At 35.9% G+C, this 23340-nt stretch carries 25 protein-coding genes; 5 read left to right on the top strand and 20 right to left on the bottom strand.

What is annotated here, in order from left to right; all coding sequences use genetic code 11:
• Positions 1-84 precede the first annotated feature (84 nt).
• Positions 85-771 (top strand): DUF2225 domain-containing protein, encoded by a 687-nt coding sequence (locus ACWNMZ_RS09315; protein ID WP_449598602.1) that lies wholly within the window; start codon positions 85-87, stop codon positions 769-771.
• A 50-nt stretch (positions 772-821) separates the two neighbouring features.
• Here ACWNMZ_RS09315 and ACWNMZ_RS09310 read toward each other — a convergent pair whose 3' ends face one another.
• Positions 822-1061, bottom strand: coding sequence for a DUF1450 domain-containing protein (locus tag ACWNMZ_RS09310; protein WP_441994027.1), 240 nt, complete (start codon positions 1059-1061; stop codon positions 822-824).
• 254 nt (positions 1062-1315) lie between these two features.
• Here ACWNMZ_RS09310 and ACWNMZ_RS09305 point away from each other — a divergent pair, with 254 nt between their 5' ends.
• Positions 1316-2380 carry an NAD(P)/FAD-dependent oxidoreductase gene (locus tag ACWNMZ_RS09305; protein WP_031536913.1) on the top strand — a complete coding sequence of 355 codons (1065 nt, stop codon included), beginning with the start codon at positions 1316-1318 and terminating at the stop codon, positions 2378-2380.
• 81 nt (positions 2381-2461) lie between these two features.
• On the opposite strand, the gene ACWNMZ_RS09300 is transcribed toward ACWNMZ_RS09305, so the two are convergent.
• The gene (locus tag ACWNMZ_RS09300; protein WP_048718480.1) at positions 2462-2785 is read right to left on the bottom strand and encodes a DUF1462 family protein; all 324 of its coding nucleotides are present in this window, start codon (positions 2783-2785) and stop codon (positions 2462-2464) included.
• Between the two features lie 151 nt (positions 2786-2936).
• On the opposite strand from ACWNMZ_RS09300, the gene ACWNMZ_RS09295 reads away from it, so the two are divergent.
• Complete coding sequence (locus ACWNMZ_RS09295) at positions 2937-3173, top strand: NifU family protein (RefSeq protein WP_048718482.1); 237 nt, start codon at positions 2937-2939, stop codon at positions 3171-3173.
• A gap of 73 nt (positions 3174-3246) precedes the next feature.
• Here ACWNMZ_RS09295 and thrB read toward each other — a convergent pair whose 3' ends face one another.
• The 4 genes from thrB to yutH all read right to left on the bottom strand — a co-directional run bounded on the left by thrB (position 3247) and on the right by yutH (position 8202).
• Complete coding sequence (gene thrB / locus ACWNMZ_RS09290; RefSeq protein ID WP_048718484.1) at positions 3247-4164, bottom strand: homoserine kinase; 918 nt, start codon at positions 4162-4164, stop codon at positions 3247-3249.
• Entirely contained in the window at positions 4161-5222 is a 1062-nt protein-coding gene (gene thrC / locus ACWNMZ_RS09285) for a threonine synthase (RefSeq protein ID WP_048718486.1), read from the bottom strand. Before thrC ends, thrB begins: the two co-directional genes overlap by 4 nt.
• Positions 5222-6517: a homoserine dehydrogenase gene (locus tag ACWNMZ_RS09280; protein ID WP_048718488.1), complete on the bottom strand. Its 1296-nt coding sequence runs from the start codon at positions 6515-6517 to the stop codon at positions 5222-5224. The genes thrC and ACWNMZ_RS09280 overlap by 1 nt, the downstream gene beginning before the upstream one ends.
• Positions 6518-7200: 683 nt before the next feature.
• Positions 7201-8202: a spore coat putative kinase YutH gene (yutH, locus tag ACWNMZ_RS09275; protein ID WP_251628056.1), complete on the bottom strand. Its 1002-nt coding sequence runs from the start codon at positions 8200-8202 to the stop codon at positions 7201-7203.
• Positions 8203-8393: 191 nt separating this feature from the next.
• Here yutH and ACWNMZ_RS09270 point away from each other — a divergent pair, with 191 nt between their 5' ends.
• Positions 8394-8885: a phosphatidylglycerophosphatase A family protein gene (locus ACWNMZ_RS09270; RefSeq protein ID WP_031536302.1), complete on the top strand. Its 492-nt coding sequence runs from the start codon at positions 8394-8396 to the stop codon at positions 8883-8885.
• 84 nt (positions 8886-8969) lie between these two features.
• On the opposite strand, the gene ACWNMZ_RS09265 is transcribed toward ACWNMZ_RS09270, so the two are convergent.
• From ACWNMZ_RS09265 to lipA, 5 genes are all read right to left on the bottom strand, one after another.
• Positions 8970-9746, bottom strand: coding sequence for a TIGR01457 family HAD-type hydrolase (locus ACWNMZ_RS09265; RefSeq protein ID WP_031536303.1), 777 nt, complete (start codon positions 9744-9746; stop codon positions 8970-8972).
• 39 nt (positions 9747-9785) lie between these two features.
• Positions 9786-10223: a DUF86 domain-containing protein gene (locus ACWNMZ_RS09260; RefSeq protein WP_031536304.1), complete on the bottom strand. Its 438-nt coding sequence runs from the start codon at positions 10221-10223 to the stop codon at positions 9786-9788.
• A 24-nt stretch (positions 10224-10247) separates the two neighbouring features.
• Positions 10248-11546, bottom strand: a complete 1299-nt coding sequence (locus ACWNMZ_RS09255) for an EAL domain-containing protein (protein ID WP_449598601.1) — start codon at positions 11544-11546, stop codon at positions 10248-10250.
• A 346-nt stretch (positions 11547-11892) separates the two neighbouring features.
• A complete protein-coding gene (locus ACWNMZ_RS09250) occupies positions 11893-12165 on the bottom strand; it encodes a YutD family protein (protein ID WP_031536307.1) in 273 nt (90 codons plus the stop codon).
• 281 nt (positions 12166-12446) lie between these two features.
• Positions 12447-13364, bottom strand: coding sequence for a lipoyl synthase (gene lipA, locus ACWNMZ_RS09245; RefSeq protein ID WP_031536308.1), 918 nt, complete (start codon positions 13362-13364; stop codon positions 12447-12449).
• 256 nt (positions 13365-13620) lie between these two features.
• On the opposite strand from lipA, the gene ACWNMZ_RS09240 reads away from it, so the two are divergent.
• Positions 13621-14601, top strand: a complete 981-nt coding sequence (locus tag ACWNMZ_RS09240) for a peptidoglycan DD-metalloendopeptidase family protein (protein ID WP_435406675.1) — start codon at positions 13621-13623, stop codon at positions 14599-14601.
• 66 nt (positions 14602-14667) lie between these two features.
• Here ACWNMZ_RS09240 and ACWNMZ_RS09235 read toward each other — a convergent pair whose 3' ends face one another.
• The 9 genes from ACWNMZ_RS09235 to ACWNMZ_RS09195 form a co-directional block, all read right to left on the bottom strand.
• Positions 14668-15762: an HD-GYP domain-containing protein gene (locus tag ACWNMZ_RS09235; protein ID WP_349205076.1), complete on the bottom strand. Its 1095-nt coding sequence runs from the start codon at positions 15760-15762 to the stop codon at positions 14668-14670.
• Between the two features lie 163 nt (positions 15763-15925).
• A complete protein-coding gene (locus ACWNMZ_RS09230; protein ID WP_251628063.1) occupies positions 15926-16228 on the bottom strand; it encodes a YunC family protein in 303 nt (100 codons plus the stop codon).
• 110 nt (positions 16229-16338) lie between these two features.
• A complete protein-coding gene (locus ACWNMZ_RS09225; RefSeq protein ID WP_449598600.1) occupies positions 16339-17697 on the bottom strand; it encodes a bifunctional metallophosphatase/5'-nucleotidase in 1359 nt (452 codons plus the stop codon).
• An 89-nt stretch (positions 17698-17786) separates the two neighbouring features.
• Positions 17787-18632 (bottom strand): DUF72 domain-containing protein, encoded by an 846-nt coding sequence (locus ACWNMZ_RS09220; RefSeq protein WP_031536313.1) that lies wholly within the window; start codon positions 18630-18632, stop codon positions 17787-17789.
• Positions 18633-19033: 401 nt separating this feature from the next.
• Positions 19034-19837: a gluconate 5-dehydrogenase gene (locus ACWNMZ_RS09215; protein ID WP_031536314.1), complete on the bottom strand. Its 804-nt coding sequence runs from the start codon at positions 19835-19837 to the stop codon at positions 19034-19036.
• Between the two features lie 16 nt (positions 19838-19853).
• Entirely contained in the window at positions 19854-20684 is an 831-nt protein-coding gene (kduI, locus tag ACWNMZ_RS09210; RefSeq protein WP_449598613.1) for a 5-dehydro-4-deoxy-D-glucuronate isomerase, read from the bottom strand.
• A 22-nt stretch (positions 20685-20706) separates the two neighbouring features.
• Positions 20707-21711, bottom strand: a complete 1005-nt coding sequence (locus ACWNMZ_RS09205; protein WP_031536317.1) for a sugar kinase — start codon at positions 21709-21711, stop codon at positions 20707-20709.
• 2 nt (positions 21712-21713) lie between these two features.
• Positions 21714-22361: a bifunctional 4-hydroxy-2-oxoglutarate aldolase/2-dehydro-3-deoxy-phosphogluconate aldolase gene (locus ACWNMZ_RS09200; RefSeq protein WP_031536318.1), complete on the bottom strand. Its 648-nt coding sequence runs from the start codon at positions 22359-22361 to the stop codon at positions 21714-21716.
• A gap of 123 nt (positions 22362-22484) precedes the next feature.
• Complete coding sequence (locus tag ACWNMZ_RS09195) at positions 22485-23243, bottom strand: IclR family transcriptional regulator (protein ID WP_031536319.1); 759 nt, start codon at positions 23241-23243, stop codon at positions 22485-22487.
• Between the last annotated feature and the right edge of the window lie 97 nt (positions 23244-23340).

Here is a 23340-nt window from a genome sequence, read left to right as displayed (position 1 = left end):
TATATAGGAAAAAATACTTAAACAGATGTATAATTAGGATATATACAACATGAAATTATACCTATCAATAAAGGAGGGAGACGCTTGAATAAGATCAAACCATTATTTGACAAACAATGCACTTGTTTACTTTGCCAAACTAAGTTTACTACAAAGAAATTGCGTACAAGATTTGTTAAATTGAATAAAATGGATTCAGATTTCTTTCCTATCTATGATGAGCATAATCCACTCCTTTATTACATAAATGTGTGCCCAGCTTGTGGTTTCTCTTACAGTGATGACTCCAGTCGTTATTTTGCACAAGAAAGCAAGATGGCACTTATTGAAAAAGTTAGTTCCCACTGGATTCCACATTCATTTGATAAGGAACGGAGTATAGAGGATAGTATTAAAACATATAAATTAGCTGCTTATTGTGCTTCTGTACGAAAGGAAAAACATATTACCGTCGCTGGTCTATATCTCCGCATTGCATGGCATTATCGCATGCTAAATAATACAGAACAGGAAATCCGTTTTATTAACCTTGCATTATCAGAATATGAAACTTCCTATTCCATTGGTGATTACCAAGGTACCAAAGTATCTGAACTAAGGTCTATTTATTTAATAGCAGATCTTTCAAAGCGTACAAATAATTTAGAGAAAGCTACTAAGTTTTATTCGAAAGTAATCGAACAGCAGAATAGGACCGTTGAAACACAAATTGTGAAGCTAGCTAAAGAGAGCTGGCAGGAAATGCGTGACAGCCAAAAAACCTTCATATGAAATCATATCTATCAGTGGAATCTGTTACCACTTACTCACTGATAGATTTTTTATGCAAATGGGTGCTCCGCTAAATACTGATATACCTTTTTCACAAGATCTTGTGAATCTTCCCCTTTTATTATTTCTCCATCTACCAAAGCAAAGCATGACTCCCCGCAATGTCCACAGTAACCTAAGCAGCCATAATTAATTACATCTAAAGAATCATCCTGCTCAAGAATTTCCTTTGCTTCCATTGCCCCAGATGCAAGGTTGCTGAGGCAGAATTCAATTAGTGGTTTAAACATTTAGCTCACCTCTTTCTTACAATTATACTAGGTTTTCGTGTAGCTAAAGCAAAGAATGTCCAATTATCCAATAAGAAAAAAATTTTTGAAATATAGTGCTGCAAACATGATGAACTGCAAAGGGAAAAGTCATTTTCCTTCTGTAAATATGAATAAACCGTCCTAACCCTTTAATATACTATATAAGGAGACAGCTCCGACTTTAATGAACTATTTCATACAATAGATACCGATAATGGTTAAGGGGGGAAAGAATGAAAAAATTAGTAATATTAGGCGGTGGGTATGGTGGAATGCAACTTTTATCCTCCATAATACCCCATTTACCATATAATCTAATGGTCATATTAATAGATAAAGTTCCTTTTCATTTTCTTAAAACGGAATATTACGCTATTGCTGCTGGAACTGTTCAAGATCAAAGCCTACAAATTCCTTTTCCTAAACACCCTCAAGTCAGTATTATACAAGCAGAAGTTGAAAAAATTGATTTGGAAAAAAATAAGGTATGGTTATCTGATGGAAATCCAATTGCATATAATGATCTAATTATTGGGCTTGGCTGTGAAGACGATTATCATCAAGTGGAGGGAGCAGATAAATACACACATAGTATTCAAACAATTAGCAAGTCTAAACATACACATAAACATCTTCAAGGCTTGCCCGATAATGGAAAAGTGGCAATTATCGGCGGTGGGCTAAGTGGTGTTGAATTAGCTGCCGAGCTAGCAGAAAGCAAAAAGCTACAAATAGCATTATTTGATCGAGGAAATGCCATTTTATCCGCCTATCCAAAAAAGGTAAGAAATTATGTTGAACGATGGTTTGAGACAAAAAAAGTTAGCGTTTATAAAAACAGTGAAATTACTCGCATCGAAGAGAATATTGTTTATAATCACGGAAGCCCCATGCCTTTTGACTGTATCGTATGGACTGCAGGAATCCAGCCAAATAAAATTGTACGTGCGTTAGACGTAGAAAAGGATAAGAAAGGAAGAATTTTTCTCTCCAAATATCATCACCTTCCAAGTAATGAACATGTATTTGTTGTAGGAGATTGTGCTAGTTTAAATCATCCTCCTAGTGCACAGCTTGCTCGAGGACAGGCAGAGCAAATTGCCTTTGTTCTCATTTCTAAATGGCAAGGTAAATTGCTTCCGTATCATATGCCTCCTATCAAGCTAAAAGGTGTACTAGGCTCTTTAGGAAAAAAAGACGGCTTTGGACTTATCGCCAAAACCGCACTAACTGGAAGAATTCCACGTTTAATAAAGCGTGGTGTCCTTTGGAAGGATAAAATAAAAAAAGCAAAATAGCCGATTATAAAGGAGAGCTGTTTTTGATTGATACACTCTATTCATTATCACATTTCAAAAACGACTCTCCTTCCCTTTCGTCTATATGCTCGTATATCCATATTTCTCAAATTCTGCATAAATTATCTTTAACTTAGGATTTCCTTCTCCAACTATTTCTCCCTCGACGACGACGACTGGATAAAATAAGTCTTCCTCTATTATCTTCCGACAAAATTCATTTTTTTCTTCTTCATAATTTGCTTGAAATATATCATAATAATTAATTTGAAAGGTTTGTTCTGGAAACTTTCTGCTCAATGCTGCTTGAAGCCACTCATACGTGTCTTTTGAAGATGGCAGATTAACACAGCTCGCACAAATTTGATCTGCCCCATAAATACTTACTTCAATCTCTTTTTTCAAAAGATTCCCTCCCTAACTGTCTATTTCTTCTTTTACTGTTATCGTATTGTTTTAAATAAATCCATTTTTTGTTTATCAATTCATGTTTCTTGATTATAGATTTTTCATCCTAATGTGATTATAATAAATAATAGGAAAGGAGTCGATATGTATGCAAGAATTAGAAATGAAAGAACAAGTACAAGAAGTACTCGATAAATTACGTCCATTCCTTTTAAGAGATGGCGGAGACTGTGAATTAGTTGATGTAGAGGACGGCATTGTTAAACTGCGCTTACTTGGCGCATGCGGAAGCTGCCCAAGCTCTACCATTACTTTAAAGGCTGGTATTGAACGTGCTTTATTAGAAGAAGTTCCAGGAATTTATGAAGTAGAGCAAGTATTTTAATCTTTACAATATGGAGAAGTAGCAAGAGGATGCAGTAAGCTGCATCCTCTTTTCTTTTGCTTACATTATTTTATTAAGCATCTGTTACAATAGCCCCGGTACAAAGACTGCCTTCCTTGTCTATTTCCAATGGCAGAAAGCACATTTCAGGTAATAACGGGGTTAAACCCTCAATTAAAGCATTCATTTCTCCAGGTCTTACAAAGCATAGCACAGTCGGCCCTGCACCGCTTAGAGCAACACCATAAGCACCAAGCTCATAGGCTTGCTCCTCCAATATTTGCAAATGTGGAACAAGTTCTTTTCTATAAGGCTGATGGTACTTGTCCTTCTTCATCATCTTCCCTGCAAGCTCTAGATTACCTGACAACAGGGCTGCAACTAGTAAATTAGATATTGCACCTGCAGAAACAGCTTCGCCGAAAGATAGAGTACTCGGCAATACGCCCCGTGAAGATTTTGTTAACAGTTCTTCCTCTGGAATAACCGCCAACACTTCCAAATCGATGGAGTGGATCGTTTCTGCATCTACTTCTTCCCCTAATTGACACCCTATTACTAAACCACCAAAAAGGCTTGCTCCTACATTATCTGGATGTCCTTCCATTTTAGATGCAATTTCAAACTTTTCTTGTTTCGTCAAGCGTAAGTCTCCAACTTGATCCGCAAGTTCAATTCCCGCTACAATGGCCGATGCGCTCGATCCTAAGCCCCTTGCTAGAGGGATATTACTAGCAACTTTAATCTCGCAGGGTGAAAGAATAGTTTGAAATGATTCTGCAACCTCGATAGCTGTTTTAACAATGAAATTTCTTTCATCTTGAGGAAATTCCTTTAGTTCATCCGTTAACGGAATAACCTCCCAACAATCACTTCGGACTACTTCTAATGTTAGATATAAATTTAACGCTAAGCCAATACTATCAAAGCCTGGGCCTAAGTTAGCCGTACTTGCTGGCACTTTAATAAATAGCATTTCGCCTTCGTTCATATATGAACGACTCCTTTGATATGGTTCGCAACAGCCTTCTCATCATTTGGTAGAACTACTGGTTTTATTGGACTAACATCAATAGCTGTATTTGGATCCTTTAAGCCATTTCCTGTAAGAATAGCGACAATTTTACTTCCTTTTGGAATTTTTCCACTTTGAATATGCTTATACACACCAGCAATGGATGCACAGGAACCTGGCTCAGCAAACACACCTTCTTTAGCTGCTATTGTACGATAAGCAGCTACTATTTCTTCATCTGTTACTTCATCAATAATCCCCTTTGATTCTTGCTGTGCTTGAACAGCTAACTTCCAGCTTGCCGGATTACCAATGCGAATCGCGGTAGCAATTGTTTCTGGATTTTCAAAAACACGGTTATGAACAATCGCGGCCGCTCCTGCTGCCTCGAAGCCATGAATTTTCGGAAGCCCTGTTTGCTTTACTTGATGATATTCTTTAAATCCTTTCCAATATGCACTAATATTCCCTGCGTTTCCAACTGGGATTGCCAATATGTCTGGAGCTCCTCCCAATTGATCACACACTTCAAAGGCTGCCGTTTTTTGACCTTCTAAACGATATGGATTAACAGAATTCACTAGTGCAACCGGCTCTGTTTCACTAATTTTTCGAACCATTTGTAAGGCTTGGTCAAAATTCCCTTCAATAGCGATAATTTCTGCACCATACATTACCGCTTGCGCAAGTTTACCCATCGCGATTTTCCCTTCAGGAATAACTACGATACAACGCATTCCTGCACGAGTAGCATATGCTGCAGCTGCTGCCGATGTATTACCAGTAGAAGCACAGATTACTGTTGAGTTACCTTCTTCTTTAGCCTTTGCAACAGCCATTACCATTCCTCTGTCTTTAAAAGACCCAGTAGGATTCGTTCCTTCTGTTTTAACATAAAGCTCTACGCCCCACTCTTCCGACAACTTATCTAGCTTAATTAATGGCGTATTTCCTTCATTTAATGTTAACATCGGTGTTGATTCATTTATTGGCAAATATTCTTTATATTCTTCTAAAAGGCCTTTCCATCTCATTACTTTGTACCTCCCTCAACTCGGTATGAACTTTTGACTGTTCGGACAGATCTTAAATCCCTTAATTCTAATAATATATTTTCATAGTTTAATAAAGAAGCATGATGTGTAACTAGGACGATTTCCGCCAGCCCTTTTTCCTTCACTGGTAATTGGAGAATCTTCTCAAAACTGACTCCATGTTGAGAGAAGATGGAGGTAATTTCTGCAAATACACCAACCTCATCCTCTACTTGCAGACGCAAGAAATACTTTGAAAATCTTTCATCTGGATCTTTTAACTTCTTTTTAAATTGTGGAGCAATTGCTCCCTTTCCGTTTACACCCAATCTCATATTTTTTAAGACATTAACTAAATCCGACACAACTGCTGTTGCAGTAGGTAAGCTTCCAGCACCTGGACCATAAAACATCGTTTCTCCTACAGCTTCTCCATAAACATATACAGCGTTATATTCATTATTAACAGATGCTAATGGGTGACTGTCTACGATAAAGGTCGGCTGTACACTTACCTCGACTTTTTCTTCCTGCCTTTGAGCGATACCAATGAGCTTCATTGTGTATCCCAGCTGCTTTCCATACTGAATATCTTCATCTGTTACATTGGTAATTCCTTCTACCTTCACATCTTCTAATCCTATATTCATGGAAAAGCCTAGTGTAGCTAAAATCGTCATTTTTCTAGCAGCGTCCAATCCTTCTACATCTGAGGTTGGATCACTTTCTGCGAAACCTAATTTTTGTGCTTCTAATAAGACATCACTATATGGTCTTTGCTGTTGACTCATTTTCGTTAGAATAAAATTAGTTGTACCGTTCACGATTCCCATCATTTTGATGATTCGATCAGAAGCTAATCCATCAACTAATCCCCTTAGTATAGGAATTCCCCCAGCAACACTGGCTTCATAAAATAAGTCACAATTATTCTGGGAAGCTGCCTGCAAAAGCGCTGCTCCATGTACAGCCATTAAATCTTTATTTGCTGTGACTACTTGCTTTTTATTTTTTAGTGCCTTGAGCAAGATGTTCCTTGTATCTTCTATCCCACCCATTACTTCAATTACCACATCTATTTCAGGATCATCCAAAATATCATTTGCTTCCACTGTTAGGAGGATGTCTTTTACCTCTACATCTCTCTCCTTATTGATATTTTTGACTAGAATTTTTTTTACTTTCACCGGACAGCCAACCTGATGCATAATTTTATCCTGATGATTTTCGATAATTTTCACAACGCCCGATCCAACAGTTCCTAATCCGAGTAGTCCAATTGAGATTGTCTCCATCTGCTTCCTCCCGTTGATGTTCTTTTTACGAGAACAACTGTCTTTGTATAGTAGACATTATAGTGTTTGATTCCTTTTTTTACAAGGGGTGTTTAACATTCTTTTGAAAATTTATTTTTTTTTATAAGAATGATTAACTAAATTTTCTCCCTAAAAAGGAAACAACCGCTCGTTTACTTATTTAATCTATTATAAAGGAATTTTATGTAATACTAAAAGGAAAATTATAAATCTTGTGTATTTTTAGATTTCAGCAGAAGATTACATTTTCGATGTATTCCTCTGTAACGTTTGCTCTTCCTATTCAGGCAACGTTTGCACATAGCTACTGTTTTCTCGATAGTAAAAAAAGACCTCATTAAATGTGAGGGCACTGAAAAACTGATAGCTATTGATGATTGGCCGTAACTGCCTTATAAACTTAGATGTGTAAATTGTTTTCCGAGGTGCCCACATGACTCATTGGGGCGAGCGCCGAGCCGCTTCACAGCTCACGCTCCTGCAGGGTCTCGGACTTTCTCGCTGTTCCCATAGGAGTCAAGCGGTCACCTCTCCAAACCAACTTAATATTCGCTTTCAAATAAATAAATTCTTATTTAATTTGGAGATACTATACTTTTTCAGTGCCCTCCAAAATGTGGTGTACAGCCACGTTAACAAGGTCTTATTATCACATTGTCTGTTTATAACCAAGTAACAATCGGTATCTTCATTGTTTTTACAGGAACTTCTGTGTTTTGATAAAATTCCTTGAGAAATATTTCTAAGTCTCTTGATTGATTGAGCATTTTCTTTAGCCTTTCTTCTAGAAACAATCGATCTGCTTCATGTGTAGCAGAATAGTAATTTTCCACACATTCTACATAATGAATGGGAAATAACAATCTTGCATAAATTAGTCTCCATGCAAAAGAGCTTAGCGGCATAACACTTTGATATTCCTCATAAAATGTTTTTACTTCTCTATGATATGTTTTAATATTTCTAAAATAACGGTCTCTTGTCCATTCCGCAAGATCTCTTCCACAATGATCAAAAACCCAATCAAATGGATTTTTAATATAATACTCCCCTGCCCACGTATCCTTTGTAAAACGATTATAGCAAATCGTTCCACTATCCACTGCATTGGGATCATCATCTAGCTCTGTATCGACAAGATACTGAATTGCATTCTCAGCAATTCCCATATAATATGGAAAAGATTCTCGAAATAACTTATCGAATTCACTTTCCGGTTCTTTATATAACATACCGTTCCAAAAACCTTCCATCTGATCCATTCTTTGTTCCCACATGCTCTTCCATTGGCCCATCCTGCTTATTTTTTGCACACCAAATTGCACTGTTCTTCCTCTAAAATGAAACTTTCCGAGCTTTCTTCCCAACTGACGCGAACGAAAAGGCCGCAACCGATTATTCATTATCACACAATAATGCTGTTCATCTATTTCTGTATATTTCTCTCCTTCTTTTGACTCTAAAATCATGCTAACATGATGGTCTCCAGTTTGGTATATATGTGCCGCTATTTGGTCTCTTTCTGCCAGCTCATCTTCCTCTACCCTTCCAACTGGAACGAGTGTAAATAACTTTCCTTCATTAATACAGGCTTCATAATGCCCAATTCTCGTTTCTTCTTCTACTTCAATCCCATATTTTGCAGATAAAATATTACGAATCATGCTTCCCCCTCCTATCCTCTCTTTTAGGAGTATATGATGTTGTATGTAAAAACTTGTTAAGTCGATTAAATTAATGAATATCACACTTTAAGGAAACAATAAGGGAGTATAGGAACATTTATCGACTTTCATGCATATAATAATAAACACTGTGACTACATAGTGAATAAACAAAAGAAAAGGTGAAGTTCATGTCATTAAAAGACCTAACAGAAAAAACAGCAAGAAAGTGGTTACATGAACGTGGAGTTAACATAGAGGATATTGCGAAGCTTGTATATATATTACAAGAGAAATATCATAATGATTTAAAAATGGATGACTGTATTCATAATGTGGAACGTGTCCTGTCAAAACGCGAGGTGCAAAACGCTATAATTACAGGGATACAATTAGATGTGTTAGCAGAAAAAAAGCTATTAGAATCTCCACTTCAAGAAATTGTAGAAACAGATGAAGGACTTTATGGAGTGGATGAGGTACTTGCATTTTCTATTGTTAATGTGTATGGCTCGATCGGATTTACGAATTATGGATATGTCGATAAATTAAAGCCAGGTATATTACAAAGGCTTAATGATAAGAGCACTGGAGAGTGTCATACTTTCTTAGATGACATTGTAGGTGCCATTGCAGCAGCAGCTTCCAGCAGACTAGCTCACCGTGCAAAAGGGGAAGAATAAGTCTAAAACAGCTGAATAAGGACATTTCGAAACAAGTAAACAATAAGTATACTTTGTTTGCGAAGCGTCCTCTTTTTAACTTAATTATTTTTTTACATCCCAATCCATTAAGCTATCTACCGTATAAGTTGGCTGGATGGAGTAGTCACCCAATTGTTCTTTGGTAGTTACACCTGTATGGACTAAAAGTGTATCCATATTTGCATTCATTCCTGCCATTATATCTGTTTGATAATTATCTCCTACCATCAAAACATCTTCTTTAGGCATGTTCAGTAATTTGATTGCTTGGTCAATTATAATGGATTCTGGCTTTCCTATCACGATTGGCTGTTGTTGTGTACTCACTGTAATTACAGATGTAACAGCACCATTACCTGGCAATAATCCCCGTTCAGTTGGCAAAGCAGTGTCACCATTTGTGCACACAAATTTTGCTCCATTGCGTACAGCCAGACAAGCTATCGTCAGTTTTTCATAGGTAATCTTCTGGTCAAGTCCAGCAACTACATAATCGACATTTTCAGAAGTCTCAACAAGCTTTAAGCCTTTTTCAATTAAAGCTTGTTGAAGCCCTACTTCACCAATCATAAATACGCTGGCTTCTGAAGCTCTTTCCGCGATATAATTTGCTGATGCCATTGCAGAGGTAAATACCTCACTTGCTTTTGCAGGTATATCGAATTCCCGTAGCTTCTGTGCTACCTGTTCTGGAGTTTTTGTTGAATTGTTTGTGACATATAAATAAGGAATTCTTGCGGCAATTAATCGTTTGACAAATTCAGCAGCTTCTGTAATCACTTCTGTACCACGATACATCGTGCCATCTAAATCGATTAAATATCCTTTATAAGCTTTCATTTATCCAAAATCCTTTCTAATGATACATTTTCATATACATTAATTTTTAAATGCAGACACAGGACCGAGTTCATGAATTAAGTAATCCTTCACAGACGGGATAAGTGATTTTATCGAATTCATATTTTGTGCAAATGCAGAAGCCAATTTCTGATGATCGATATCTGTATAATGATGTACAAGCTGTTTTCTCCACAGAATAAGCTCTTTCATGTCTTCTGCTATTCCTGTAGTAATTACTCTTTCATCTGTTAATATATCTACAATGTCATCATAGCTTCCAGGGTCTCTCATAATAAAACCGTCAATCATACTATTTCCCACATCCAAAATTACTTCAATCATCAAATGTGTAATTCTTTCCAATGCCACTTTTTCCAAAAAAGTATTCCAAGTATCCTGATTTTCAAATTGACGGATAAGTTCCTGATAATAGCGTAATTGTTCATCTATTTTTTCTCGGTCCACAAAATACATAATTGCGACTTCTCCTTCCGTGCCTTATGAGATTTGTAAGTGATCACTTAAGCTAGTTGGCTTGGCATAGAAATATCCTTGAGCTAAATCAACTTTATTCTTTGATAAAACAGAGGCTTCTTCTGCACTTTCGATGCCTTCTGCAACAACAACTGAACCTACTTCTTTAGCGATGAGAAGCAGCCCTTTTAGCATTGATTCTTTCACTGAATTTTTATCAATATTCTGGATAACAGACCGGTCAATTTTTATAATATCTGGCATAATTTCACTTATAGAATGAAGGCTTGCATAGCCTGCTCCTGTATCATCTACCGCGATTAAAAAACCAATCATTCTTAACACTTTCAGATTATTAGAAAAATGCTCTAAACCTTCAAATGAATCTCTCTCCGTAATCTCAATCGTTATTTTTTGGGGGGAAATCCCTTTAAATCGACGGATAACATTTTTAATATCTTTAATAAATCTTGGATTGCCTATTGTAACAGGTGTAAAGTTAATAAAGATATTGTGCTTCCATTTTGTATGCTGAATTTGTTCAAAAGCTTTTTCCAGTACAATCATTTCAAGATCATACAAGAATTTTGTTTGCCTTGCTAAGGAGAACAACTGAAGAGGATTTTCTAATGCGGTTCCTTTTGGTCCTCTTGTCAGCATTTCACAGGCATGAATTTTATTTGTTTCTACATCCATAATTGGCTGGGCTAATAAACAAATACGCTTATGGGCGACAATATCGCTTAATTCATGGACTAATTTATTGAATTCTGTATCAGATCTTTTATGTGCCATTGCAAGCGCTAATTCATAAGCCGTTTGAATGGCATCCTGAAGATAAGTATATTTTTTCTCGATAAACATATACCCAGAATTAAATACAGGTTGAACCCTCCCTGTTTCTCGAAAAACTCTTTCAACATTATGTATAATACTTTTTATTAGATCATCCAGGAGTGGGAGGCATTCCGTTCCTTGCTTCCATTTAATAAATATTGTCAGGCTATTTGGGCTGAAATCATGAATAGCCATAAATTCATTTGAAACATCCAATGATTGAATCGTTGCACGAAAAGACTTTTTTAGAAACCGAATATACTCTAAAAAATCCCGCACTTCTAATTGTTGCTTGATTCTATGTAAATTTATTATATCAATTACAACAACGGTCACCTCATATCCATTCTTCATTGCTTTCTCTACTTGATGAATAATAGGGTCTCGTAAAACAAATGAGGGTGGAAAATACTTTATACATTTTGCTGGTAACAATAATTTCCCCCAATTGAATAACCTTGAATATATATTTTCTTGATATTTCATAGCTCCATTCCTCTCAAAAGCCAACTTTTCCTGTTACAAATAAGCATTTTACATCTCTTGCGATGGACTTTTCCTTTACTTTTTGTGCTTGCAATTCAAGCAATTACTTGCAAAAAGCAGCACTTAGGAATTTTTTAAATGTAGAGTAGAAAAACATTAAAGGTTTACCTTACTTGTAAGAAACGGCTTATAGATATAGATTTATTTAAAAAATTCAAGTAGCTTATGCCAAGTTACAAAATAAAAGCTATATCCTATTTAAACACCGCTTCAAAACAGACCCATTTCTCATTTTTTTCAGAATGGAAGCTCCTTCTTCAAGCATAATCGGAAGGATCGCTGAATACTATTTCGTTTTTTTCACTACAAAATATGCACAGCCAAAATTACAATATTCATACAAATACTCTGTTAATGTACTTATTTTTGTGTCAAAGCTTGATTTTTGATTATTGTCATCAAAGAAACCACGTAGTCTTAATTGTCCATAGCCCCAATCTCCGACAATATAGTCGTATTTTGATAATATATCACTAAATCTATTTTTAAATGCTTCTTCATTAAAACCTGATTTTCTTTCTTCAATCAGTTCATAACAATTGTTATTAATACAAACCAATCGTATCACCTCAAAACCTATATGGATTTCATATATATAGTCTAATCATAATATTACCCACTTTCATTATAACCTTAGGAAGGATATTTACATAGCAAAAGCAATAATTTCTTCCTATTAAAAAACAGAATTTTTTATTTTTTATGTTTTAATCATTTTGGCGAATCGTGATTTATGTAATATAATTCCATTAAACATATAGGGGAACACTTAGGATCCATGAAAAACTCAAAAATTTTTTCCACTTAGACAACAAAAAAAGACCCCCAGAAGGGATCTTTTTAAGCTTCTTTTGCATGTTCAGCCATTTGTTGATTCTTTTTCGCTTCATTCACTTGCTCATCTGCATGATAGGAAGAACGAACTAATGGTCCTGCTTCACAATGGCTAAAGCCTTTACTTAATGCAATTTCTTTCAATTCTTTAAATTCATCTGGATGATAATATTTTTGCACTTTTAAATGCTTGGAAGTTGGTTGTAAATACTGCCCTATTGTCATAATATCAACGTTATTTTCTCTGAGATCATCCATCGTTGCAACAATTTCTTCTTTTGTTTCTCCTAAACCGATCATAATACTAGATTTAGTCGGTATAGTAGGCTGCATTTCCTTTGCTCTGCGTAAAAATTCAAGGGAACGATGGTATTTTGCTCTTGCACGTACTCTAGGGGTTAATCTTTCTACTGTTTCAATATTATGGTTCAAGATATCAGGTTTAGCATCCATTAACATACGTAGGTTTTCTTCTACGCCTCCCATATCGGAAGGTAGTACTTCAATGCTGGTGAATGGATTTTTTCTGCGAATGGCGCGAACCGTTTCTGCAAAAACAGCTGCACCGCCGTCTTTTAAATCATCTCTTGCAACAGCAGTAATGACGACATGCTTTAAATTCATCGCAAAAACAGAATCAGCAACTCTTTCAGGCTCTTGCCAATCTAGTTCTGTCGGTAAGCCTGTTTTTACTGCACAAAAACGACAAGCTCTTGTGCAAGTATCTCCTAGAATCATAAATGTCGCTGTTCTTCTTACAGCCCAACATTCATGAATATTTGGACATTTTGCTTCCTCACAAACTGTATGTAGTTGTTTTTCCTTCATCATTTTTTTCAAACCTGTATAATTTTCATTCGTATTCAACTTAATTTTCAACCATTCAGGCTTGCGTAAATATTCTTGTTTTTTCTCTGACACCATATTCATCTCCTAGTAAAATAATTTTCATCATTTACCTAAAAACAGTATTGTATAACAATATCCAATCAGAAAAATTTGTAATGTTACACACAATAGAAGGAATTCTCCACTTCATTTGTCACTTTAACATAATGCAAATACCTCTACAAGTTATTGATTAAAAAGATTACCATTAATTGATAATTATTTTTTTCCTATTACTTCACAAAATATAACGACAGAATATGAAGGGAGGGATTATCTTTTGCACAGGTTCATGTTTTTAATCATTATACTTATGTTTTTACTACCTAACACTGTCACATACGCGACTGAAAAAACGAATGATCCTTACACGAAACGAATGGAACTGTATAACAAAGTCGAAGCATTGTATCAAATACCTTGGTATTATATAGCGGCTGTCGATCAATATGAGAGAAATATTCGCTCCGCAAGAACAGATATCCCAAAAGCAGAAGGTCTTACTGGGATTTATTTTACAAAAGAAAAATGGGCAGGCATTATCAATCCAAATTCCGATGATACCAATCCTTTAACCATTCCTTTATTTGGAGGACTGGGAGCAGATGGTAATGGAGATGGAAAGGCAGATCGATTTAATGATGAAGATATCCTCTCCGCATTCTCTAATTATATAAGCCAATACGGAGTGGATGAGGAAAACTTTAGAATCGGTCTATGGAATTACTATAAAAGAGATAAAACAGTAAGTATCATAATGGGAAAAGCTGCAATATATAAACATTTTGGAAGATTAAATTTGGATGATCACGCCTTCCCTCTTCCGTTAAGAAGTAATCATAGCTATATTAGTACTTGGGGGGATGCACGCGGCTGGGGAGGAAAACGCATCCATGAAGGAACCGACATTTTTGCAGACTATGGTGTCCCTGTGAAAGCGACTTCCTATGGAATTGTCGAAATGAAAGGTTGGAATAATTTTGGTGGATGGCGAATTGGCATAAGAGATATTAACAATAACTATCATTATTTTGCCCATTTAAGTGGATTTTCTAAAGATATAAAAGCAGGTATGATAGTCGAACCAGGTATGCTCATCGGAGGGGTTGGGAGTTCAGGATATGGACCACCAGGAACGTCAGGAAAATTCCCGCCACATCTGCATTATGGAATCTATAAAGATAATGGATATACAGAATGGTCTTTTGATCCGTATGCTCACTTACGATTATGGGAAAGACAAGAACAGATAAGAGCACGAAATAAAAAATAAAAATTTCATTAAGTTCGCTGGCGATAAGATGAATTTGCTCATTCTTATCGCCATTATTGGTGCATTCTATAATGGATGATGAATCGTATCACATTCCGTTATGAGAATAGAAAAATCTTCTTTTAAATCTAAATCGTAAGGAGTGATTTCTTTACCATCATGTTCAATTATTCGAATAATCGGTCTTTCATTCATTCCTTTATTTTGTTTGCAGACAATTCCTTTTTCTCCATTACTTAGCTTTACACTTAATCCATTTGGATAAAGAACAATTGCCCTTCTAAAAGCTTCGACAATTTTCGCGTCATACAGTTGACTCGAGCCAGTATATAAAATTTCTAGTGCTTCATGTGGTAATAGGGCATCATGATAAACACGATTTGATGTTATTGCATCAAATACATCCGCAACAGCAATTATTTTTCCGAATAAGTGTATGTCTTCTTCTATCAACCCCCTAGGATAACCAGATCCATTCAAACGCTCATGATGCTGATAAGCACAATGAGCAACTAATAACGGTAGAGACTGGACATTTCTTAGGATTTCAAATCCTGCTTCTGCATGGCTCTTTACTATTTCATATTCTTCTTCTGTCAATTTTCCTGGTTTCATTAGAATCTCTAAAGGAATGCTCATTTTACCAATATCATGCAAAATAGCCCCTAATCCGATAATTTCCATCTGCTTAGGAGAAAGTTTTAATTCTAAACCTAATGCCAATGTATAAATGGTAACATTTAAGCTATGTGAAAAAATATAATTATCATACAAATATACATCTGACATAATAGAATAAAGATCATCATGATTCTTTAACTCTGCTAGTACTTTTCCAACTAGCTTTTTAAAAATAGGAGTGTTTTTTTTCATCACCATTGATATATTGGAAGAATCTGTCTGTTTAATTGCATGAAAACTTTTCTCAATCGTTTTCATCGCTTCCATCTTAACCTGCTCTGAAATTGCAGCATTTACTTCTATATCCTTGGTATGCTTATCCTCCAAATATACGTAGCTGACGCCAAAATCAACCAGCCTTTTAATAATTCTATCCTCTAGTCGCACCCCACTATTTACTAACACCTTTCCACGATCATTTAAAATGGGCTTTGCTAAGATAGCACCTTCTTGTATATTTTTCGTCCCAACTAATTTCATGCTTTAATGGCTCCTAATTATTTTTGTATATAATTATTATATCGTACAATTCCTCTTGTTTCTTTAGACCTATTGAAAATAAAAAGAAAATTATTCCTTATAGAAAGAAAGCTTAACGAAAATAAAATTCCCCATTCGTTAAGCTTTCTGTACACTTATATTATTAAACCATTTTCAGTAATGCTTCTTTGCCTATCATGCCTTTATGAATTCCATAAGTCTCCGCTTCTACTGTAACTGATTCCAAAGGCGCCTCTAGTAATTGCTCAATCGTTCTAACTCCAACTGCTCTTCCAGCAATTATCTTTCTGTCCTTTAGCTTATCATTTAACAATCCTATATCTAGCGCACCACACATGATATACCCCTTATCATTTTTCACTGCAAGCAAGGTAGTTTTAGGCAATAGTACTGAGACCGCAATAAAAGTATGTCCATTGATATCAACAGGATACACATCAATCATAATACTTTGTGCTCACTCCTCTCTTTACCTTCATGGTAATTATATTCAGAGGAGGAGGAAACTGTGTTTATTTCTTGTGTATTACTGTACAAAAATAAGAAAAAACGAACTTAGGCTTTAATCCTATTTTGCAAAGTGTCTGCAAGAATATTCCGCATAAATTCAGGCAGAAAATACTCTTTCTTTGTTGCACGGTAAATAGATGGAAAAAAATTACCGAACGTAAGCATATCAGGTACTGTTACCACATAATTCTGATCTGGTTGTATTTCTTTCGAGTGGATATAATATTTATCTCTTTCTCCACTTTTCTCTAATAGGATGCCTGCTGAAATCATTTTCCCCATTAAAGTTCCTCGGAACCCAAGACCCTTAACCTGCAGTTTCTCCCACTTCTCGGCTTTCATATCTTGTAAGATTTCCTTTAATTCAGCACCTGTCAGCGTAACATTGCACGGATTAATCGGATGTGGACAAATTGATAACAGGTCAAAGAAAGTGACATCCCCTTCTTGTAATCCATTTAGTATTAATCCTTCATTAAGAATGGCACAATCAGAATGACACCAAGAAACTAATTTTTCACAAAGCAATTGTGCTAAAACCTCTCGAGAATAGTATTCATCAATGGTAACTGCTTTTTCTGATAAGGCCTCTTTACCTTGCAAGTAATAATTTTCTATCGTTGCTTCTTCCTCATTCGCAATCGGCAATTTACTTGTTTCATATAATATCGCTTTTTTATCCATCACGTTCTTTAAATTATCAACCTTTAATTCAATATGTCCAACATAATAGCCATACTTTCCAGCAGCACCTTGAAGATTATTATTGATTATTTTTCCTTGATGAAAAATATGATGCGTATGTGCCCCTAATATAACATCTATTTCTGGATAGTTAGTTGCAATCATCTCATCATCATTTATTCCTAAATGGGATAACAATACAATAATATCTACCTGTCCACGAAGTTCTTCTATTTGCTTAGATAATTCTTGCATCGGCTCTGTCAATTTCCAGCCTAAAAGCTCATATAACTGTGCAAAATAGGCGGTGATGCCGATTACACCAATTTTTGTTCCTTTTGCTGTTTCATATGTTTGATGAGGAATAGCCCAAGTAGGACGTTCTCCATTTTTCTTATAAAGATTAGCAACAATCACATCGAATGAGGCATCATCATACAGATGGTCCAGTGCTTCATATGGCAGGGTTATTCCTTCATTGTTCCCTATAGTTACTGCATCATAGTGTTCTTTATTTAACAGCTTTGTGTTAATTCTACCTTTAGTCGCTTCTGTATAAGGATGAGACAGATCCAAATGGTCGCCTATATCAAATAAATAAACAGCTTCGCCAGCCTCGTTATGCCATTTTTTCCTTTCACGCAGCAATTCATAAATTCTTGGCCAATTTTCAAAATGGCTATGTAAATCATTGGTATGATATATGTGGATGACCTCCATCTTCTCGCCTTCCTTGTGTTTGTATTTTCTCTATTTTAAAGGTAATTATTTACCAAGGATATTATCCTTCTTCTTATTTCTTAACTATTTTAAAATAAATCTAATTGTCTTGGAGCTAAATCCGTATATTCTATATTTAGTAATTCTATTAGCTCTTTCCCATTGTCGGCAGCATCTCCACCAGAATTATTATTAAAAAGGACATAAATATTTTTACATTCCTTTTCAAGCTGGCGGATATTTTCGACCCACTCTTTTAGTTCAACTGTATTGTAGCGGTATAAATAGCGAACTTCTCGCCAATTTGGATTGTTATTTTGTTGCCAACCATAATAATTTCTTCCATGAAGACGAATCAGCACCTTTTTTTCATCCACAGCATCAAGCACAGTAGGAACAGATCCTGGCGTCACTTGTGGTTCATCACAAATGCCATGAATCCAATTTTCTTCTCGCATAAACTGTAGCGTACTTTCCCGATACTTTGGCTCAAACCATGATTGATGGCGAAACTCAAGGGCACAGGGAATAACTCCCATCCTTTTTCTACATACTCTTAAATAGTCAACATTTGCCTTTGTACAATCAAACCAAGGCGGAAATTGGAATAAGACCATTGCCAGCTTCCCTGCTTTAATATATGGAACCAACGAGTCAATAAATGCAAAAAACATTTCTTCATGGGAGGAAAATGGAATTTCGCCTCGGCTATGACCTGTCATGCCTTGATATGCCTTTACTATGAATTGAAACGAGTCTGGAGTTTTCCTTACCCAAGTTTCCGCATTTCGCACTGGTTGTACGGCATAAAAAGAAGCATCCACTTCCACAGTTGGAAAATAACCGGCATACTCCACTAATTTATTTTGTGATGAAGTATTTTTTCCATAAAGACTAGTATGGTCTCCCCAGCCAGTTAAACCAATATGAATCAATTAAATCACCTCTATAATATAGTCTTACTCGATATAGCATTCACATCGATTAGACAATAAGTGCATCTTTCAAAAAATGAATCAATAACTCTAACATGTTTTATTTCTCTACACTAGATATCATATCATAATCACCATAAATAACTAAGTTAAAAGAAATGGAGGAAAAACTCTGTTTCACTTCATACGTATAATGAACATCTAACCATTAATCATCATTTATAAATAATCATTTTTGCATGGTAGCATCTTTTTGAATATCAATCCGAATACATGTCTTGATTAGAGGAATTCTGTTATATGTGAAAAAATCCTGGCGAATACCTTTCACCAGGATTTTGTAATGGCATATTTCAATGCTTCAATTCTAAACTTATAATCTCCATTTATTCTTTTTGTCCTTAAGGCTGTTTACCGATATACGCCAATATTCCCCCATCCACATAGAGAATATGACCATTAACAAAGTTTGACGCTTCCGATGCTAAAAACACCGCTGAACCAGCTAGATCCTCAGGGTTCCCCCAGCGAGCTGCAGGTGTTTTACCGATAATAAACTGATCAAATGGATGCCGCGACCCATCGGCTTGCTTTTCCCGTAATGGCGCTGTTTGTGGTGTCGCAATATAACCTGGTCCAATACCATTACATTGAATATTGTATTCTCCATATTCAGAAGCAATATTCTTTGTGAGCATTTTAAGACCGCCTTTAGCAGCAGCATAAGCACTAACCGTTTCACGACCTAGCTCGCTCATCATGGAGCAAATGTTAATAATTTTACCGCCACCATTTTGAATCATATCTGGAATAACTGCTTTTGAAACGATAAACGGTCCATTCAAATCTACATCAACAACTTGACGGAACTCTTCAGCAGACATTTCAATCATTGGAATACGTTTGATAATTCCAGCATTGTTCACTAGAATATCAATCGGACCAACCTCTTCTTTTATCTGTGCAATCGCTGCTTGTACGGCGCCTTCATCCGTTACATCAAAAACATAGCCTCTCGCTTCCATTCCAGCTTCTTCATAAGCTTCAAGCGCTTTTTCAACGGATTCTTGATTTAAGGAGTTAAATACGATTTTCGCTCCTGCTTTTGCTAATGCGCTTGCAATTTCAAAGCCAATTCCATAAATCGCTCCCGTCACTAATGCTACTTTCCCATCAATGCGGAATTTATCCATACTGAATGTCATCGTTTTCTCCCTCCTCTTATTTCAATTTATCCATTGGAATCATATCCATATCTGTATAGGTAATATTTTCCCCACACATCGCCCAGATAAAGGAATAATTACTTGTACCAACTCCAGAATGAATGGACCAGCTCGGCGAAATCGCTGCTTGTTCACTGCTCATAACTAGATGCTTTGTTTCATCTGGCTTGCCCATCATGTGGAAAATACGCGTATCCTCTTCCATATCGAAATACACATATGCTTCCATTCTTCTTTCATGTGTATGGGAAGGCATTGTATTCCAAGCACTACCTGGCTCTAAAATGGTATAGCCCATTTGCAATTGACAGCTTTCACATACATTTGGATGTATGTATTGATAGATTTTTCGTTGATTTAATGTTAATGGCTCACCCGTTTCCATCGGTTTAATATTATCAATGCTAATTTTTACATTTGGATATTTGTGGTGTGCTGGTACGGAACTAATATAAAATTTAGCTGGATTGTTGGGATTTTCAGAAGAAAAGACTACATGACGTGTTTCTTTGCCGATATAATAGCCATCCTGTTTTTTCATTTCTTCTTTTTCACCATCGATTTCGATATAACCAGGGCCTACAATATTAATGACTCCTAATTCACGGCGTTCCAAGAAATAATCTACACCTAATTGTTTATCTAAACTAATTTCCAATGACGTTTCAGTTGGCGTAACTCCACCGAAAATCATGCGGTCATTATGTGTATAAGTTAAACTGATTTCTCCAGGTATAAATACTTTTTCTACTAAAAATTCTTTTCTCAATTGTTCTGTAGAGTAATGACGAATATCCTCTGGGCTATGTGTATAACGCGTTTCCATATTTTGCATTTTAAAGTCGCTCCTATCGATTTATTTTTCCAGAGTCAGCTAGTAAAAAGCTGTTGACTTCTGGTTCGCTAAATTGATTACAATCACCATAAATAGTATGTTTTAAAGCAGATGCAGCTGTAGCAAAATTAATAATCTCCTGAGGAGCGTTTTGGACTAATATTCCATGAAGAACGCCTCCCGCAAAAGCATCTCCTCCGCCTACTCTATCAACAATGGGATTAATTAGATGTTTTTGAGATTCATAGTAGCTATCGTTCTTCCATAGTGTTCCTATTAATTCATTGCTACTAGCGGAAAGCACGTTTCTTTTCGTAGAATATAAAATAGAAATATTCGGAAACTTCTTCTGTATCTCTTGATAGTAGTAGGCTAATTCATTCTCATCGCCAGTGTATTCAGTGATTCCCAAAAGATAGATTGCATCAAGCTTGCCTGCGGAACAATAATCTACATGTGGCAAAATTTCTGAAATCGTCTCTCCTGCTTCTTTTTGGGACCATAATTTCCCACGATAGTTTATATCAAAGCTGATTTTGCAGCCAGCGTCTTTTGCCGCTTTAATAAGGGTTATTGTTATTTTTTTCCAATCAGAGGATAATGCAGGGGTAATTCCTGAGATATGAAAGATATCAACATTGCTAAATAGCTCTTCCATTTGCCACTCACTTTCCGTCATTTCAGCAAAACTTGACCCTGCGCGGTCATAAATGACATTTGCCGCTCTTTCACCAATTCCAGCTTCTACATAATAAGTACCTAACCGAGATCCTCCTTTTAAAAGAAAATCAGTATGTACTCTATAGCGATTTAAATGCTTTTCTACTCCTTCTCCTAAGCCATTTTCTGGAGTTTTACTAGCAAAATAGACATCGTGACCAAAATTGGCAAGTGAAATTGCGACATTTGCTTCTCCTCCGCCATAGTGAGCATGAAGACTATCAGCCTGAGCAATGCGAACTCCAGAATTCGTTGAAAGACGAAGCATGATTTCACCTAATGTGACTACTTTTCCCATCTTTATGCTCCTTTAATTTGATGAAATTTATCCATATATTGACTAGCAATCTCTGTAACTTTGTCAAATTCTCCATTTGCCACAGGTGCTAATAGATTTCCTCCAACTCCAACTGCTACTACCCCTGCTTTAAACCACTCTTCCATGTTTTCCAAGCTTACTCCACCTGTTGGCATAATATTAACTTGCGGCATCGGCGCTTTAAATGCGGATACAATACTTGGACCGTAAGCGCTACCTGGGAATAGCTTGATAATATCTACTCCTGCTTTTAATGCCTCTTTCATTTCTGTAATGGTTAAACACCCTGGAAGATATGGTGTTTGATAAAGATTACATAATTCTGCAGTTTCTTTATCAAAGTTTGGGCTAACAATATATTCTGCTCCAGCCATGATAGCTAAACGAGCAGTTACTAAGTCCAATACAGTCCCTGCACCAATGACAATGTCAGAATTATCCTTATACAACTCTACTAATTCACTAATCGCTTTATCTGCATTAGGAACAGTAAAAGTTAATTCGATTCCCTTCATGCCACCCTGAACTACTGCGCTGCTTGCCTGCACAGCCTCTTCCTTGCTATTACCTCTAACTACCGCAATTACCCCAGCATTTTTTAAGCGTTGTAATGTTTCCACTCTTTTCATTCCGCTCACTCTTTTCTTATTTAGAAATTTAAATTTATTATTAAGAAACCTCAATTTGATTATACATACTTTTTCGAAAAATGTAAACGCTAGTCATAAAATATAAAAAATCGCCGAAACGATTTAATGAGCCACAGCTTGAATTACCTCATTTTTCGTTTCGACGATTGCCTTAATTATTTGCCTTTTAAAGTCTTCGGTGAGCCTATATTTCGGCATACTTACACTAAAAGCCCCAATGATTTCCCCATCTTTTTTTAAGGAAGCTCCAATACAGAAAATATCCTTCTCCATTTCTTCATCATCAAAGGCAATACCAGTCTCTCTCACTTTCTGTAGCTCGGAAGCCAGTTTTAAAGAGTTCGTTATTGTATGCTCTGTAAATGGAACTAATGGAGTTTCTTTTATATATTGTGAATAATCCTCTTCATCAAATTCTGCCAGAACGGCTTTTCCCATTGCTGAACTGTATAAAGGTCTTGTTATCCCTACCCTTGATGACATTCTTATTGTCTGATGTTTAGCCTCTAATTTGTTTACATATAAAATTTCATTGTCTGCGAGTACACCTAAATGAATGGTTTCATCAATTAACTTTTGCAGTTTTTCTAAATAAGGTAAAGTTAACTCTACTAAATCCAGTTGATCCACACCTTGATTGGCATAGCGAATAAGTTTGGATCCTAATCGATAATTTTTATTTTTATCCCTGCTAACAAAGCCAATTAACAATAAAGTGTCCAATATTTTTAAAGTAGTAGAAGTGGTCATTTCTGTGTTTTGAGCAATACTTTGCAAAGTTTGATTTGGATTTTCTGAAAGATAATCCATAATTTTTGCAGCCCTTAATAGGACTGTCCCATAAGGTTTTGTTTTCTCCATCATACACCCTCTTTTCCAATAAAGAAATTATATAGGAAAAGAGGATAAAATTAAAGTGGTCTGAACCAAATATTTATAATTCCGTTGCCTCTTCAAC

This window comes from Niallia sp. Marseille-Q9988 (assembly GCF_976954375.1).
Note: the sequence above shows the minus strand (reverse complement) of the source record. Positions and strands in the feature narration are given on the sequence as shown.

Coding starts and splice junctions, on each gene's coding strand:
- ACWNMZ_RS09310 (WP_441994027.1), bottom strand. CDS start 1,061: ATGTTTAAACCACTAATTGAATTCTGCCTCAGCAACCTTGCATCTGGG.
- ACWNMZ_RS09305 (WP_031536913.1), top strand. CDS start 1,316: ATGAAAAAATTAGTAATATTAGGCGGTGGGTATGGTGGAATGCAACTT.
- ACWNMZ_RS09295 (WP_048718482.1), top strand. CDS start 2,937: ATGCAAGAATTAGAAATGAAAGAACAAGTACAAGAAGTACTCGATAAA.
- thrB (WP_048718484.1), bottom strand. CDS start 4,164: ATGAACGAAGGCGAAATGCTATTTATTAAAGTGCCAGCAAGTACGGCT.
- thrC (WP_048718486.1), bottom strand. CDS start 5,222: ATGAGATGGAAAGGCCTTTTAGAAGAATATAAAGAATATTTGCCAATA.
- ACWNMZ_RS09280 (WP_048718488.1), bottom strand. CDS start 6,517: ATGGAGACAATCTCAATTGGACTACTCGGATTAGGAACTGTTGGATCG.
- yutH (WP_251628056.1), bottom strand. CDS start 8,202: ATGATTCGTAATATTTTATCTGCAAAATATGGGATTGAAGTAGAAGAA.
- ACWNMZ_RS09270 (WP_031536302.1), top strand. CDS start 8,394: ATGTCATTAAAAGACCTAACAGAAAAAACAGCAAGAAAGTGGTTACAT.
- ACWNMZ_RS09265 (WP_031536303.1), bottom strand. CDS start 9,746: ATGAAAGCTTATAAAGGATATTTAATCGATTTAGATGGCACGATGTAT.
- ACWNMZ_RS09260 (WP_031536304.1), bottom strand. CDS start 10,223: ATGTATTTTGTGGACCGAGAAAAAATAGATGAACAATTACGCTATTAT.
- ACWNMZ_RS09255 (WP_449598601.1), bottom strand. CDS start 11,546: ATGAAATATCAAGAAAATATATATTCAAGGTTATTCAATTGGGGGAAA.
- lipA (WP_031536308.1), bottom strand. CDS start 13,364: ATGGTGTCAGAGAAAAAACAAGAATATTTACGCAAGCCTGAATGGTTG.
- ACWNMZ_RS09240 (WP_435406675.1), top strand. CDS start 13,621: ATGTTTTTAATCATTATACTTATGTTTTTACTACCTAACACTGTCACA.
- ACWNMZ_RS09235 (WP_349205076.1), bottom strand. CDS start 15,762: ATGAAATTAGTTGGGACGAAAAATATACAAGAAGGTGCTATCTTAGCA.
- ACWNMZ_RS09230 (WP_251628063.1), bottom strand. CDS start 16,228: ATGATTGATGTGTATCCTGTTGATATCAATGGACATACTTTTATTGCG.
- ACWNMZ_RS09225 (WP_449598600.1), bottom strand. CDS start 17,697: ATGGAGGTCATCCACATATATCATACCAATGATTTACATAGCCATTTT.
- ACWNMZ_RS09215 (WP_031536314.1), bottom strand. CDS start 19,837: ATGACATTCAGTATGGATAAATTCCGCATTGATGGGAAAGTAGCATTA.
- kduI (WP_449598613.1), bottom strand. CDS start 20,684: ATGGAAACGCGTTATACACATAGCCCAGAGGATATTCGTCATTACTCT.
- ACWNMZ_RS09205 (WP_031536317.1), bottom strand. CDS start 21,711: ATGGGAAAAGTAGTCACATTAGGTGAAATCATGCTTCGTCTTTCAACG.
- ACWNMZ_RS09200 (WP_031536318.1), bottom strand. CDS start 22,361: ATGAAAAGAGTGGAAACATTACAACGCTTAAAAAATGCTGGGGTAATT.
- ACWNMZ_RS09195 (WP_031536319.1), bottom strand. CDS start 23,243: ATGGAGAAAACAAAACCTTATGGGACAGTCCTATTAAGGGCTGCAAAA.